Origin of the sequence: Flagellimonas sp., from assembly GCF_965215805.1 — a bacterium.
GTDB lineage: Bacteria > Bacteroidota > Bacteroidia > Flavobacteriales > Flavobacteriaceae > Flagellimonas.
In genome coordinates, this window is the sequence record NZ_OZ244124.1 from 265,539 (window position 1) to 280,609 (window position 15,071).

At 42.1% G+C, this 15,071-nt stretch carries 12 protein-coding genes; 2 read left to right on the plus strand and 10 right to left on the minus strand.

The genetic code is table 11. The features are described 5' to 3' along the window. Positions 1-16: 16 nt before the first annotated feature. The 7 genes from ACOOE0_RS01160 to ACOOE0_RS01190 form a co-directional block, all read right to left on the minus strand. Positions 17-937, minus strand: coding sequence for a TolB family protein (locus ACOOE0_RS01160; protein ID WP_420400663.1), 921 nt, complete (start codon positions 935-937; stop codon positions 17-19). A gap of 62 nt (positions 938-999) precedes the next feature. Continuing rightward, positions 1,000-1,929 carry a citrulline utilization hydrolase CtlX gene (ctlX, locus tag ACOOE0_RS01165; RefSeq protein WP_420400664.1) on the minus strand — a complete coding sequence of 310 codons (930 nt, stop codon included), beginning with the start codon at positions 1,927-1,929 and terminating at the stop codon, positions 1,000-1,002. A gap of 94 nt (positions 1,930-2,023) precedes the next feature. After that, a complete protein-coding gene (locus ACOOE0_RS01170; protein WP_420400665.1) occupies positions 2,024-3,859 on the minus strand; it encodes an FAD-dependent oxidoreductase in 1,836 nt (611 codons plus the stop codon). 5 nt (positions 3,860-3,864) lie between these two features. Next, a complete protein-coding gene (locus ACOOE0_RS01175) occupies positions 3,865-4,968 on the minus strand; it encodes a glycoside hydrolase family 10 protein (protein WP_420400666.1) in 1,104 nt (367 codons plus the stop codon). Between the two features lie 11 nt (positions 4,969-4,979). Further along, positions 4,980-6,134: an AGE family epimerase/isomerase gene (locus ACOOE0_RS01180; protein ID WP_420400667.1), complete on the minus strand. Its 1,155-nt coding sequence runs from the start codon at positions 6,132-6,134 to the stop codon at positions 4,980-4,982. 5 nt (positions 6,135-6,139) lie between these two features. Beyond that, positions 6,140-7,102 carry a DUF4434 domain-containing protein gene (locus tag ACOOE0_RS01185; protein WP_420400668.1) on the minus strand — a complete coding sequence of 321 codons (963 nt, stop codon included), beginning with the start codon at positions 7,100-7,102 and terminating at the stop codon, positions 6,140-6,142. Then, the gene (locus tag ACOOE0_RS01190) at positions 7,103-8,932 is read right to left on the minus strand and encodes a sodium:solute symporter family protein (RefSeq protein ID WP_420400669.1); all 1,830 of its coding nucleotides are present in this window, start codon (positions 8,930-8,932) and stop codon (positions 7,103-7,105) included. A 322-nt stretch (positions 8,933-9,254) separates the two neighbouring features. Between ACOOE0_RS01190 and ACOOE0_RS01195 the strand changes: the two genes are divergently transcribed. Then, positions 9,255-10,286, plus strand: a complete 1,032-nt coding sequence (locus tag ACOOE0_RS01195) for a substrate-binding domain-containing protein (protein ID WP_420400670.1) — start codon at positions 9,255-9,257, stop codon at positions 10,284-10,286. Positions 10,287-10,297: 11 nt separating this feature from the next. Here ACOOE0_RS01195 and ACOOE0_RS01200 read toward each other — a convergent pair whose 3' ends face one another. Next, positions 10,298-11,212, minus strand: coding sequence for a dimethylarginine dimethylaminohydrolase family protein (locus ACOOE0_RS01200; protein WP_420400671.1), 915 nt, complete (start codon positions 11,210-11,212; stop codon positions 10,298-10,300). 288 nt (positions 11,213-11,500) lie between these two features. Between ACOOE0_RS01200 and ACOOE0_RS01205 the strand changes: the two genes are divergently transcribed. Then, positions 11,501-11,968 (plus strand): hypothetical protein, encoded by a 468-nt coding sequence (locus tag ACOOE0_RS01205; RefSeq protein ID WP_420400672.1) that lies wholly within the window; start codon positions 11,501-11,503, stop codon positions 11,966-11,968. A 48-nt stretch (positions 11,969-12,016) separates the two neighbouring features. On the opposite strand, the gene ACOOE0_RS01210 is transcribed toward ACOOE0_RS01205, so the two are convergent. Both ACOOE0_RS01210 and ACOOE0_RS01215 read right to left on the minus strand, forming a co-directional pair. Continuing rightward, positions 12,017-13,300: a citrate synthase gene (locus tag ACOOE0_RS01210; RefSeq protein WP_420400673.1), complete on the minus strand. Its 1,284-nt coding sequence runs from the start codon at positions 13,298-13,300 to the stop codon at positions 12,017-12,019. A 123-nt stretch (positions 13,301-13,423) separates the two neighbouring features. Further along, positions 13,424-14,968 (minus strand): glycogen synthase, encoded by a 1,545-nt coding sequence (locus ACOOE0_RS01215; RefSeq protein WP_420400674.1) that lies wholly within the window; start codon positions 14,966-14,968, stop codon positions 13,424-13,426. Positions 14,969-15,071 lie beyond the last annotated feature (103 nt).

The window sequence follows — 15,071 nt, forward strand, 5'->3', positions numbered from 1 at the left end:
CTTTTTAGTGTTTTCTTCAATCCTTCAAGTTGTTGGATTGCTGTTTATACTTCCATCGCAACTTCCTAAACTCAGTAACATAAATATGGGTGCTTTTCCCTTTTAAGCTATCGCTGCTAGTGTAGTATAGATATTTGCCATCTTTGGTCAAATAAGGATAAAGGTCACTACCAGAAGTGTTCAGTTCAACCATATTTTGGGGCTGTGTCCAAGCGTTGTCCTGCTTAAAACTGATATAGAAGTCTCCATAGGGTGAAACGTTGGTATCGCGTTGTGAAGCCTCAAAAATAATCAGGTCACCCTTGAGATTGACTTCCAAATTCCATTCGCCAAAGGGCGAGTTAAGCGTGCTTCCCATGTTAATAGGCGGTTGAAATTCCTCATCTTTCAATTTAGACACATACAAATCTCCTTGCCCGTAACCGTCGGGTCGGTCCGAGGCAAAATAGAGGTTGCCTTCCCCATCCGTACGGGGACTATATTCCGTTTTTTCAGAATTTATGGGATAGGATAAAACCGAAGGTTTTCCCCATGAACCCCTTTCATTTCTGGTCACCGTCCAAATGTCCGCTGATCTAGTTGCGTTAGCTGATGGTCTGTTGGAAACAAAGTAAAGTGTATTCCCATCTTTGGTCAAGTGTGGGTCACTATCGTCATAGACTCCGGAAAATGAAGCTACTTTGGGAGTAGACCATGTACCATTTTTCTTTTCTGCTCGGTAAATGGCACTTTTCATATCCCCACTGCCCCATGCTTGTTCACTTCTGGCAAAGTAGATTTCCTTGCCGTCAGAAGAAAAGGTACAGGCATACTCTACGGCTTTTGTAGAAATGTTGCCCGGTTCAAACTTGACAATACCTTTTGGGTTGGTGCATCCGATACACAGGGACGCTCCTAAAACCAACAATGCCGAGATAAGCTTTCTTGGATTATCCATATTTAACCCTGGTTTGTATCAGGGCCTAATCAAGATACGAAATGAACTGTTATCTGACCTTTTTAACTTTTCGGCAAAAAAACCTCAGCCATCATGCAGCGGGCCGAGCCACCTCCACAGGTTTCTATGGTGTCCAGTGAACTATGGATTATTGGGCAATGCTTTTCTATAGCTGCAATTTGGTCCGGGCGCAAGCTGTTAAAAGCTGCGGAACTCATTACCATGTATCGTTGCCCTTCAGCGCCAACCACCTGCAACATATTGCCCGCAAATTGATACATCTGTTCTTCGGTAATGTCAATGACTTCTTTTCCATCGGCCTTCAGATGTTCCACCACGCTTTTGCGCTCTTTTTTGTCATCTATGGTATCCAAGCAGATTACCGCAAAGGTTTCTGCCATGGCCATCATTACATTGGTGTGGTAAATAGGTAAACGTTGCCCATCTACTGTCTGATTGGCCGTAAAGATGACAGGAAAGCAATCAAAATCTTCGCAGAACTCTATAAACAGTTCCTCGTGGGCTCTTTCAGACAGGGCACAGTATGCTTTTTGATTTACACGATCCTTTAAAATACTTCCAGTACCCTCCAAAAAAATACCTTCTTCCTCCGCAGCAGTGTAATCCATGACATTGTTGATTACAAATCCTTCCGCTTCCAAAACATCAAAAATGTCCTCCCTCCGTTCTTTCCTACGATTTTCGGCAAACATGGGGTAAACACAAACGGTTCCGCTAGCATGGAAGGAAATCCAGTTATTGGGAAAAATGGAATCCGGGGTATCCGGCTCCTTGGTATCTTCTATCACGACTACTTGAACCCCGTGACCCCTAAGCTTGGTCACAAAGGCATCAAACTCCTGCTGCGCCCTTGCATTAATTTCGGTTGCTGTAAGCTCGGGTTGTTCCTGAAAATAGTTGTTAACGGCCGTTTGCTCATTCATCCTGAAATTGACCGGCCTAACCATTAAAATGGTATTCGTTACCTGCATTTCTCGCTTATCTTTTTCTTTTTATTTGCGAGGGTAAATATACGTGCAATTGCAACAATTTTAAGCAAGAAAAAGTGTCAATAAACGCTTTTTTTTATTTGAACTTTCCGTGGAAATCCACCTCAACCACAAAGGGGTTTAACAGTTTGTCTATCAGAATACTAACTGTACGTCGGTCAAGCTGTGCAGATGCGGAAAATGGGATTTTAATGTCTTCTGAAACCCAAATTTCTTTGATTACATCCAAGTGGATTTCTTGATTGATCGTACTCAACATAGTTGCCAAGAACTGTGGAGTAACTCCTGCTCCAGAAGCATGCTCATTTTTTAGCTTCGGATATAGGGGTAACAAGCCATTTTTCAATTCAAATTCCGAGACAATCCTATCAGGATAAAACCAGGTCTCATTGGCCCATTTGTAGGGTATCCCAAATCCTTTGAGAATCCCAGTAGCTCCAATTCGTTGTATGGATTCAAACGCATTATCATCTGGTGCAACGTCCACAAACGGCATGATATAGGCCTTGCTCTCCAAAAGCGCTTGCTGTACTTGCCTTATGGATACATCCGTTGTATTGGTTTGCTCTTTTACAGCAATGGCCGCTATGGTTCCTGCAGCCTGTCCAATACCCAAGACCACGGGTTGCAAACGAGTGGTCCCGTTGACAATGTTGGACACACTGATGTTCTTATCGGAAACCAAAAAGTTATCCACCTGCTCCGGAACCAAACTGCCCATGGGAATGGAATACGACGGAACCTTGATATTGATAAACTCTATTTTTGGGGTATCCGGGTTCTTATCATGATGATGGTCTATGGGATAATCCCCAACAGCCACGCCAGTTTTGTACAAGTTAAAATCATAGGGGCACTCCAAATGATCCACGACCAAAAATGTTTTTCCCTTGGCTCTTCTCCCTTCTCTATGGTACGGAATCATTGGGAAATTATCTTTGGTGGGAAATTCATTGGCCAACCTCAAATTTTTGTAGCCCAATTCATTCTGGATATAGTACACAAAACCTTGGGTAAAATCCTTTGCCTGCTTCAATGCTTCTTCTCGCTGGACTTGGGTCATTTCAGGCCAATCCACAAAAAAGTCGTTCCCACAATTGGGCCAGTTGATCATGTATTTGTCATTCGGTAATTTCCCATAGGTCAACATTTGATCACAATCCGCTACGGAGCCAAACATTTCACCCCCTTCGCGCTTGCAGGCACAGGCATAGGCATCAGGGTTATAGTTTTTTGTTTTTTTTACGAGACCTCTGCGATTTTTTTCATCCCCAACATCCTTTAGGATGGCTACATAGGTTAAATCCTGTACTATGGAATTGGCACTTTCAGGTGCTTCCTTTTCCCCAGTATCCGCTTTGGAATCCATTCCCAAACGAAAATCAGCCCCAACCAAAGGCAGCAGTTCCCCCGTTTCGGTAGCATCAATTAGAATGGAAGCCTTGGTGGAAAATGATTTGCCCTTCTTTTTGTATCGCACCAACCACTTGCCATCCATTTTTTCGATACCGTTAAAGCTGGCCTTGTACTCAATTTCCAAATTGTCATGCTTGGCCATTTCTGTTAAAATCGATTTCCCTACGGAGGGTTCAAAAAGAGTGTGACTGACCCATCCTGTTGCGACAGCCTTGGGTCCTCCATAATAATCATATAGTTTTTGACGGAATTCGCCCCAAATCCCCGATGGCATTTTGTGATTTCCGTCTATTGCCGAAACCCCTGCAGAGGTGAGCATCCCCCCCAACCATGAGGTTTTTTCAATAATCTGAACCTTGGCACCCATGCGTGCGGCTTGAATTCCAGCGGACGTACCCCCCGCACCTCCACCTACAATAACAATATCCACTTCCTTTTGTGCATTGGCAAAAACAAAAGCCATGCTGAAAACGATAAGCCCAATTATTTTTTTCATTCCATCTACATTTTTGGATATACTGATTTGAAAAAGGCTTCATGGTCCATTAAGCCCTCATAAAAAAAGAATACTTCACCCTGCAAACCCTTATCTCTATTGGTTTTGACCATTCTTTTTAAAAATCGCTTGGAAGGTGAATAATCCCCAACTTTTAATAACACCCCTGGCACAAAAAGGTCCATTTTGCCCATGGGCATGAACTCTAAGTTTGCTTCCAGTGTTGAACGATACGCTTTCATATTGTATCGATATACCTGCGGAATAATTTGATCTACCCATCCATTTTGCACCCAGGTTGGCCAATCTTGAAGGTATTCTTCCTTACTCCATGGGAAAATACTTGGGGCCATCGTCACCAGAACTTCAGGTTTGATAGCTTTGACCATTTTATAAACCTTCTCCGCAAATAGGTTCAGTCTCTTTGCCCGCCAATCAATCCAAGTACTATCCCTGTAGTCATTGGGAGGGAGCTGATTGTTGTGTTCCTTTTTGTATTCTGCGACAGTATAGGTATCATAACCCGAGGTGGAAGGGTTGGCCGGAAGCCTATCATCTCCTTGCACTCCATCGATATCATAATTTTTTACTACCTCAACTATCAAAGACAATAAGAAATCCTGAACTTCTGGATCAAACGCGTTCATCCATTGAAATCCATTTTTGGATACCAGATTTCCATCCGCATCAATGGCTTTCCATTCCGGTTTTTTCCGTAGGATATGTCCCCCATCTTCCTCTTGATAACTGGATGAGAACCCGAACTCGAACCACGCATGCACTTTCAAACCTTCCTTGTGCGCTTCGTCTATCAACGTCTGAAGCACATCAAACTTGGAAAACCTAGGAGCTACCTTGACCCCAAATTCTTGTTCCATTACCTCACTTGGGTATGTCGTATGTCCGCGATTCCATACCACCACGTAGATATGTTCCAATCCTATGGCCTTACATCTTGAGACGGCATCCTGTATGCCTGCTTTGGAATCCAATGCCTTGCTTGCCACATCAGTAAGCCATACCCCCTTTCCTGATTGCGAAAAACTAAGGCCAAAAGTCAGTACGGCTATGAATAGTATTAGGTATTTCCGATAGCTTAGTGTTTTCATAAAAATTGGGCTTACTGATCCACTGCTTTTGAAATCTCGTACAAAGAACGGGGCACATGAAAACAGCCTTTCCATTTGCCTCCTTTTAGATCTAACAAAAGTTCTCCCTTTCGATTTAAATAACCGTACCATTCCCCTCTGTTAACCGGGTCCCTAAAATGATTCCATGTATAGTCATGCACTTTTCCAAACCAAGCTTCGGCCTTGGGACTTTGGTTAAAAGCATACGTCTTGGCCAAGGCCACCAAAGTTTCTAAATGTACCCACCATAATTTTTGGTCCCATTCCAGTTTTTCAGGGGGATGACCTTTGGAATCCAGAAAATAAAAAATACCTCCATGAGTTTCATCCCAGCCGTTTTCCAGTTGTTGGTACATGATTGCCTCTGCCTTATTGACCAATTGCTGGTCCTTTCTTTTTAAACCAACATTCATCACAAACCACATGGCCTCTATAGCGTGTCCAGGGTTTATCAACCTTCCATCAAAACTGTCCACAAATCCACAATTTGATGATATATTTTCATAAACCAGACCTGTTTTAGCATTGTAGAACTGGTTCATGATTAGGTCAATGACAGAATCTGTTAATTCTTCTACCTGTTTTCCTTCCAATAGGTGTTCCAATTCCAAGGCCAAATTGCAAAGGATCATGGGTAGGGCAAAATCTTGGAGATCTCGGGTTCCAGGGTATTTTTTGTTGTATTTCCCTTTGGGGTTGTGTTGTCTTGCCAAAATATTTTGAAAGGTGTCATGAGCAATTTTGGCATAGGTCTCATCTCCCTCCACTTTGTAGTATTCACCAAATGCCATGGCGGCAAAACAATCCGCAAAGATGTTGTAAGGTTGAACCAAGGGTTTCCCTTTTTGGTCTAGGGAGAAGTACCAATTCCCCCCTTCATCCCGACCATATTTCTCCAGAAATTCGATGCCATTTTTGGCCATTGCTTTCCAACTTGCCCTTGACTCCAAGGAATTGTACAATTTAGAGAACATCCAAACCTGTCTTGCCTGTAACCAAACAAACTTGTCCGTATCGTATACCGTGCCTTTTGGAGTTAGACAGGTAAAATAGCCACCATTTACCTGATCCATGGAAAATCGTTCCCAAAATGGAATGACCTGCTCCAAAAGCTCCGAACGGTATAGTTGGGCATATTTTTTCAAACCATCTACGTTTTGTTGGTTTTAAGGGAATCTCCAAAGTACTCCATATATCGATTGTACAAGTGACCTGCCTGCAAGTAGGAAGATTGCGGACTCATAAAATGGGAAAACTCAAATGTGATCGCCTTTTTACAGCCAGCCCGTTGGGCCGCTTGCATTTTCAACAACAACTTTTCAAACTTAATGGGCAGGAATTTAATGGGCATATCCCGATCAAAAGATTCAATATTGGTCCAGGATTGCATTCCATAGGTATCGGCCAGTTTCTTGTTGACGACCAAATATTCCTCAAGTTCATCATAGTCCACATGACCATCCTGGAAGGCTACAATATCCACCGCTCCTTTAATTCCTCGAAAAATTTCATCCCATTCATGGGCGTGTTCCTTCAAGGAAATTGCATGGTTTTTAGTTGTAATACCTTCGGAAGACATTACGGCTTTTTTTCCATCAATCCAGGGGGAGATCAAAACCGGAAGATCATTGCTGACCGCTTTACAGTGCTTGCCCAATTGCGCTATGGCCGCAATTGCTCCTTTTGTCTTTCTACTTAATTCCAAACTTATGTACCATCCCTTGAAACTCTTGTGATGCCCATACATTTTAAAGATTTCCTCAATAACTCGAAGATTTACTTCAATCTCATGGGTCATATCTCCAGTTTTCCAATACTCCCCACTATCGTAGGTTCCGAAATAGAAGTCCATACCATACTTCTCCGAGAGCTCTAAAAATTGTTGGACCAAGTCCACTGGAGGGGTAAAACAGGCTCTATTTTCTATAAGATATGGGGATGGATAGGCAAGGAATTTTTGAAAGCCACAGCGAATGAGCACCACGGTATTAATGCCCATTTGCTTCATATGCTGAAAATCAGCATCCCATTCCTTTCTGCCCCAATTCTGGTGCGGGATGTCATGACTGATTTCATCCAAAAAAGTGGCGCTAATCCTTAACCCTTTATCCATCTAGTCCATGTTTTTAAGGTTATCCCACCAGAATTTTTTGAGCAAATAGCTGGTCAAAATCAATATAGCGGACCAAATGACCATTTCTGTGTTTTCACGAAGCATAAAGTAGATAGGGATAACCACCTGGGCCATTTGCCAAATGATTCCCACAACCACATTAAATGTATCGCGTTTAAAATCCATGTTGGGAACAAAGGACGGGTCTTCTTGCATGACTTCTTTTTTTATGGGTCCCCAAAATCCCCAAGGTTTGGTCTGCTTGTAAAACTGTTTTACTTTTTCCCGATTGGGAAGTGGCTCCATATAGGTGCCAATGATGCAGCCCAAAAAAGAAAACAGGAATATGATGGGGAATACAAAAATGTCTACATATTCTGGGAAGAAAAACAACTTGACCGTGGACGCTATCAGTCCGAAGAGCATACCCCAGAAATATCCGTTTCCACTAAAGCGCCACCAAATCCACTTCAATACGTTGGCCGCCACGTAGCCCCCATAAAGAGCAGAACTTAACCATAAGATCAGTTCATTTAAGGAGCTTGCATTCAATCCAAATACAATGCCCACCATCACCATACCCAGCGAAGACCATATACTTAATCTGACCAAGCGTTTATCCGTTGCTCCAGGGTTGATGTATTTTTTATAGATATCATTGACCAGATAGGCTGGTGCTGCATTTACAAAAGCTGCGAAAGTACCCATAAAAGCCGCCAAAAATCCAGCTAACATTAGCCCTTTTAAACCTACTGGGAGGAATTTGTTGATGGCCATGGGCAGCACTTGTTCAAAATCGATGTTCTCCCCCATTGCCAGAAGCTCAGGGCCTAAATACACAAGAGATAATACTGTGAAACCAACAATCATAAAATAACGGGGAATGTAGAGCACGCAAATGGTCAGAAAGCTCATTTTGGCGGCTTCTCCTGGGGTTTTGGTGGCCAATATCCGTTGCATATCATAGGAAGGCACCGGGCCTGCAATGGAAGCAAAAATTCCCTTGAGCACCATCAAAATAAAAAGCAGTCCAAAGAGATCAAAGCCATCTTTGGAAATTTTGGAATTTACCTGCGGAAAGGCAGCATTACTCCAATCCAGATTCAAGTTCCAGCCAAACATTAAGTCCTTCCAACCAGAAGGGACAACCTTATCTATTTGACCGGCATCCACCATGTTATATGCAATAATCCCAACCCCGATACAGGCAATGGTCATAATCACAAATTGCATAACCTCTGTGGCCACAACACTATGCATTCCTCCCTTTACCGTATAGAGCGAAGTGAGTCCGCAAATCAACAAAGCATAGCTTTTTGCAGATGAAACGTGATAACCAAAAAAGTCAAAGCCTAAATCCCAAGGTAAAATGGAAGTGGAGTATTTTCCTATTCCCTCAAAAAAGTATGCGATGAATCCAAGAACACTAATTACCGCAAAAATGACAATGATGATGTGCGACAGTTTGGCTCCTTTTCCATCTCCAAAACGGAAGGTAATCCATTCAGCCCCTGTCATTACATTGGATCGTCTCATCCAAATGGCTAAGTAAACAAATACAAAAACCTGGTTCCATACAGGCCAGAGCCAGGGTAACCAGGCACTTTTAAGCCCGTAGACAAACAAAATTCCAACTGTCCACATGGTCCCTGAGATATCGAACATACCGGATGCATTGCTCAAACCCAAATAGTACCATGGAAGCTGGTTGCCGCCCAAAAAATAGGATTCCAAATTCTTTGATGCTCTTTTGGAAAGATAAAATCCGAGCACCAGAACCCCTATCACATAGGCAAGGACGATCGCAATATCAATGTTCGAGATTTCCATTAAGGAGCTTGGTTGAAAAAGGTTGTTTGCACGACAGTTCTGGTTTTACTCTTAATCGGAAAAAACCAGACTGAACAAATCTACATTATTTTGATATATTTCATATTGTTCACGAGCACAATTATGTATTAATCAATAAAAATGTATATTTTATGAGATATTTCAATGTGTTATTGTAAATTTTACTTTTTTATTTATTGCTAAACGTCAATAACTTCACTACTTTGGTCCATGCTTAGGAAAAGATGGATTGGGTCTAACCTGCCGATCAATTCCATTTGAAATCCTATCGTGTATAGCTATTGGAACTAAATGCCTTTACGTGCAGCCTAAAAAACACACACTTGAAGATATTGCGAAACTTGCCCAAGTATCCAGAGGTACGGTAGATAGGGTAGTTAACAACAGAGGTAATGTTTCCGCAAAGGCCAGGGAGAAAGTAGATAAGGTTCTAAAAGAAATAGACTATAAACCCAATCTGATTGCCCGATCTTTAAAACGACATAAAGACCTTACCATTGCGGTAGTTATCCCCAAGCACAATGAACAGGATATATACTGGGATCAATGCGCTCAGGGTATAGCGGAAGCAGGAAAAAAAATGACGCAATTTGGAATCATGCTCAATTATTTTCGCTATCAGAAAAGTAAAGAGAGCTTTGAAAAAATGTTGAAAGAGGCAATGCTGTTAGACCCGAGCGCGATTTTGATTGCCCCGATATTCTACGAAGAACTTAAAGCACTGTTTTCAAAAGTTGAAAAGCAAGGCATTCCCATTGGGCTAATCAACACCCCAATTGAAGAAATCGACCATACAACCTTTGTGGGCCAAGACTACAAAATGAGCGGAAGGCTAGCCGCACAACTGATGGATCAAATCATTGTGCATACGCCCAAACAGAAAGTTCTAATTGCACATCTTGGTGTTGATACCGACCATGCGATTCACTTAAGGGATAAAGAAAATGGGTTTAAGGCCTATTTCAGTGAGCATAATCCTGACTTGGCCATTGAAGTGGTTTCTTTTGCCTCAGACAATTTTCCAGAAAGTTTGGAATCTTTTTTTTCGGAAATCGCTGGAATCTATGTCACCACTTCCAAGACCCATTTACTGTCAGCATATCTGAACAAGCAATCTAACATTAAAGTCATTGGCTATGATTTGGTTCCTAAAAACATAGCACAATTGCGAAAAGGCAATATCAACATCCTTTTGAACCAAAACCCAAAGATGCAAGGTGATGCCTGCATCGGTTTGCTTTCAGAACAACTACTTTACAACAATGTGGTGCCAAAGAAAAAACTATTCCCCATTGACATTGTATTGACCGAGAATTTGGAAAGCTACCTATAACCGGAGCCTGTTTAGCTTCGTATCAGGGGCATGGTGCTGCATCGAAGCAGTCCTTCCTGTTTGGCAATCTCTGCATAGGGAATTTCCTCCACCGTGAAGCCTTGCTCTCGCAACCAGTTGTTCAAGCGGGTAAAGTTTTGTTCCGAAACCACAACTTCAGGCGAAATGGAAAATACATTGCTGAACATTTGATACATTTCGTCCTTGGTGATTTCAAAAATGTTCTCCTTGCCAAAATAATCCACCAACCATTGGTACTCTTCTTCCACTAAAAAGCCGTTTTTGTGTAGAATGGCCTTGTCCTTGCCCACAGGTTGAAAACAGCAATCCAGATGTAAAGCATTCTCTTTGGCATTGGTATTGGATTTCTGTAGCTCAAAAGCCTTGACCTTTTTATGCGGAAATTGTGCTTTTAGAAATTCCACGGCCTCTTTGTTGGTTCGAGCCGTGATATAATCTGGATAATCAGCTCCGGTATAAGTCCCAACAAAGATATAATCGTTCCAGGGCATCACATCCCCTCCTTCAATATGCACTTCTTCGGGAGGTCTGATAATTTTATTGGGGTCTATTTTTTCAAGTACCCCATGAATCGCCTCAAATTCGCGTTCGCGATCAGGCAGAATGTTGGAATGAAACAATTTATCTTCTATTACAAAGGCAATGTCCCTTGAGAAAATTTGGTTGCAATCTACCAACACATCAGGCCTGTAAACAGCAACTCCATGTTTTTGGAACACTTGGGCAAAAGCATCCATTTCCTTGACCATATCCGCTTCGGTTGGATACGTTCCTGCTAAAATGTGCTCCAAGGATTTCGGGTCATAAGCTTCTTCGGGTTTGGGTACTGGACCACAGCTTTCGGCCGTACCCAAGATAACCGCCTTTAATGGGCTGGTTTCATTTTCAATATGCAATTGCATCATAGTTTCAATTTTCAATTCCAAAAGGATGCGTCACTATCCTAAATGGGAGGAAATCCTCAAAAATACTATGGCAAAACTAGTGCTTTGCAAGCGATTTTCCTCTTCAGCAAATAGAAAATATCATAGTAGGACAAGGGGTTTTTGGAACAGTAAATATCAAATCCCTTAGTTTGATTTAACTTATTGATTATCAATTGATTAAAATTGATTTATTTTCAAAAATTCCTATTCAAACCTACCTAAAATACTTCGGATAATACTAACTTTAAATGAAGAAACAGTCCTTGGATGAGAAAGATTGTTCTATTCATCGGTTTTATAGCAGTGGTGAGCCTTGGTTTGGCCTCCTTAAGCATTTTCCCTGAAAAAGTTTCCCTCCCAATAACTTTTGGGGGGCCGGCTCCCAATGCCCCTGACCAATCCACCAAATATTCCGATTGTATTGATTCACTGGATCTATCCAAGCATTTAACAAAGCAGCCCCAATCCAATGTAGAAGGTTCATCGTCATTTAAAGAGATGGACAGCTCCCTGAAAAAGTACAGGCAATCCATGGATTCCGTTGTAAACAATCTTACCGCTTTGGAAGCCCATCAATTCTTGCATGCCGCATACAATAAATATAGGAACACCCTGCAATCCGATTCCCTATCTGAGGCGAAGACCTATTATCTTTTAGGAGCCATGCAAATTTGTTACCAACTGGATAAGTCCTTGAATCTTACCTCTGACACTGTAGAGAAAAATGCCAAATGAAAAGGCGACCCCAAAGTCGCCTCTCCATCTTTTAATATGTACACTATACTATCTTTTGGCCACAGAGACAAAGGGTCTGTGGTTCTCACCAATGTAAATCTGTCTAGGACGTCCTATAGGCTCTCCACGTAGACGCATTTCCCTCCATTGGGCAATCCATCCCGGCAATCTACCCAATGCAAACATTACCGTAAACATTTCGGTTGGAATTCCCAGGGCCCTATAGATTATCCCAGAGTAGAAGTCCACGTTTGGATACAACTTGCGTTTTACGAAGTATTCATCTTCCAAAGCTTCCTTTTCCAGGCCTTTGGCTATATCCAAAATAGGATCATCGATGCCCAAATTCCCTAAAACCTCATCTGCAGCCTTTTTGATGATTCTAGCTCTTGGGTCAAAGTTTTTATACACTCTGTGACCGAAGCCCATCAAACGGAAAGGGTCGTTTTTATCTTTGGCCTTGGCCATATATTTTTTGGTATCGCCGCCATCTTCTTGAATGGCTTCCAACATTTCCAATACGGCTTGGTTGGCACCTCCGTGCAATGGCCCCCAAAGGGCAGAAATTCCTGCGGATAGGGATGCAAACAAACCAGCGTGTGAAGAACCAACTATCCGAACCGTGGAAGTGGAACAATTCTGCTCATGATCTGCATGCAATATGAGAAGCTTATCCAAAGCATCAATGGCAATACCATCCCTTTTGTATTCCTGACTAGGTTTTTTGAACATCATTTTATGGATGTTCTCTACATACCCCAAGCTATCATCTCCATAATCCAGAGGCAATCCTTTTTTCTTCCGTTGGGTCCAAGCTACCAAAACGGGGAATTTGGCCAATATACGCACTATGGAGCGGTACATTGCTTTTTCTGAAGAAACATCAACCGAAGTGGGATTAAATGCCACCAGGGCACTGGTCAATGAAGACAGTACGCCCATGGGGTGTGCAGATTTCGGAAAAGCGTCCAAAATCTTCTTCATTTCCTCATCCACATGGGATTCCTCCTTAATATCGTTATGGAAGGTCTCTAGTTGTTCCTTATTAGGAAGTTCGCCAAAAATCAAAAGGTAGGCCACTTCCAAAAAATCAGCCTTTTCAGCCAAATCCTCTATGGAATATCCTCGATAACGCAGAATTCCTTTTTCCCCATCCAAAAAGGTAATGGCACTTTCACAGGAACCGGTATTCTTATATCCCGGGTCTATGGTTACTATTCCGCTAGTGCCACGGAGGGTTTTGATATCAATAGCATGCTCATTTTCAGAGCCTTTGATAACTGGAAATTCGTATTTCTCACCTGCATATTCGAGTATTGCTTTGTCCGACATTTTAACTGATAAAGGATTAATAAAACAGAAGGTGAAAATTACGAAAAAGCGCAGCCATTAACAATTTCTGGGCGCCCTTTCTAGGCCAGCAAAAACACAAATAAATGTTAAGTTTCAAACAGCTTATTTCGTATCGAACTGATAGAGGTCCTTGTAGTACTTGTCAACCGATTTTTTCCAGGTGAACCTCATTTTTTTGGCAGCTGTCTGCATTTTTTTCCAGGCCTCTTTATCATTCTGGAACATATCCAGCGCCTGATCAAAACCATCCAACATGCTCTTTATCTTTTCGTCATACGTATCACCGTCAAAGGCAAAGCCCGTTTTCATGTGTTTAACGGTATCCTTAAGTCCACCAGTGTGGTGCACCAAACAGGGATTTCCATTTCGCATGGCCAACATTTGGCTAATGCCACAGGGTTCAAATAGGCTCGGCATAAAATAGAGGTCGGATTCCAAGTAAATCGAATCTATCAAACTTTCGGATTGCCCGTTGGTAAAAACGAAGTTTTTATGCTCATAGCTCAATTGCCTGAACAATTCTTCATATTCTGGAGCCCCGGTACCCAACAACATGAAAATCCCATCCACCTTTTCCAGTTTCTTTAAAATCTCCACAAATGCCTCCGGAGACCGTCTAAAAAAGTAGAATTTCTGTTCTGTAAGTCTAGCCACACTTGAGGCAATGAACTTGGGTCGATTATCCACATATTCCATGATCTTCTCCCCGGTATGGGCCAAAAAGTCCGCTTTGTACTTTTTGGATTCTTCTTGCAACCATCGGAACAGGGCCTTTACCGTATTACGGTAAATAAACCCTTTTTCCTCTATATTGATGTTCTTATAATTACATCCATTCAAAATCCCGTACAATCTTCCTTCCTCATCTGCGGTACGTAAATCTTGCTCCAGACTTTCCCCGCCAATAAACTCTGGGGGCGAGCTTGGTTTCATTACATCTTCCTTATAGGATGGGGATACCGTATGCACTGCATCCGCAAATCGGATTCCAACGGCCATTAGGTTGATGCAATCCTGATAGCGATAGTCCATCAAGGCCCTATGGTCAAAAACCACATCAGGAAACCAATTTCTCACAGAAGAATAGTTGTCATCAAAAGGGCGGATTCCCTGTATCGCCAAATTATGGATGCTATACACAAAACGGATATCCTTTAGGTTGGTATACTCTTGATGATATGCTCTTAAAAATAGGAGTAAACTGGCATGCCAATCGTGCAAATGAATAATATCGATGTCCCCAAATGCTCCTTTCTTGACCGCTTCGGCCACCGCAGTATTAAAGATGAAATATTTAATGGCATCCGTATAAAAGGGCTCTTCGGGGTCATTGTGATATATATGGGCTATATCTCCAGCTTCAATTTCTGGATGGTGCAGCACGTAGTGGACGATATTGGGAAATTCCTTTTTGGGTTTCACCTCATACAATTCGGCAGTGTACGATAGTCCCCGAAGATTAAAATTGAGATGGGTCTTAAAAAGTCCATCCTGATGCAATCTGCTGTAGGAGGGAACAATCACATGAACTTTGTCCCCATGTTCCGAAATCTGTCTGGGAACATCCCGAACCACATCTCCCATTCCACCCGCCTTGCAATTGGCCAAGGCATCGTTTTCGGCTGCTACAAAAAGAAAGTTCTTCATTTAGGTAAGTTTGCTTGGTTTATTGAATTAAGTTAGCCAAAGTTCCTTTTTGAAACAAAAAAAAGCCTTTCACATTTCGGAAAGGCCTTTTTATTGCTATTAA

What these genes read in the sequence shown, in the direction of transcription:
- ACOOE0_RS01160 (WP_420400663.1), bottom strand. Translation starts at nt 937, where the DNA reads ATGGATAATCCAAGAAAGCTTATCTCGGCATTGTTGGTTTTAGGAGCG.
- ctlX (WP_420400664.1), bottom strand. Translation starts at nt 1,929, where the DNA reads ATGCAGGTAACGAATACCATTTTAATGGTTAGGCCGGTCAATTTCAGG.
- ACOOE0_RS01170 (WP_420400665.1), bottom strand. Translation starts at nt 3,859, where the DNA reads ATGAAAAAAATAATTGGGCTTATCGTTTTCAGCATGGCTTTTGTTTTT.
- ACOOE0_RS01175 (WP_420400666.1), bottom strand. Translation starts at nt 4,968, where the DNA reads ATGAAAACACTAAGCTATCGGAAATACCTAATACTATTCATAGCCGTA.
- ACOOE0_RS01185 (WP_420400668.1), bottom strand. Translation starts at nt 7,102, where the DNA reads ATGGATAAAGGGTTAAGGATTAGCGCCACTTTTTTGGATGAAATCAGT.
- ACOOE0_RS01190 (WP_420400669.1), bottom strand. Translation starts at nt 8,932, where the DNA reads ATGGAAATCTCGAACATTGATATTGCGATCGTCCTTGCCTATGTGATA.
- ACOOE0_RS01200 (WP_420400671.1), bottom strand. Translation starts at nt 11,212, where the DNA reads ATGATGCAATTGCATATTGAAAATGAAACCAGCCCATTAAAGGCGGTT.
- ACOOE0_RS01205 (WP_420400672.1), top strand. Translation starts at nt 11,501, where the DNA reads ATGAGAAAGATTGTTCTATTCATCGGTTTTATAGCAGTGGTGAGCCTT.
- ACOOE0_RS01210 (WP_420400673.1), bottom strand. Translation starts at nt 13,300, where the DNA reads ATGTCGGACAAAGCAATACTCGAATATGCAGGTGAGAAATACGAATTT.
- ACOOE0_RS01215 (WP_420400674.1), bottom strand. Translation starts at nt 14,968, where the DNA reads ATGAAGAACTTTCTTTTTGTAGCAGCCGAAAACGATGCCTTGGCCAAT.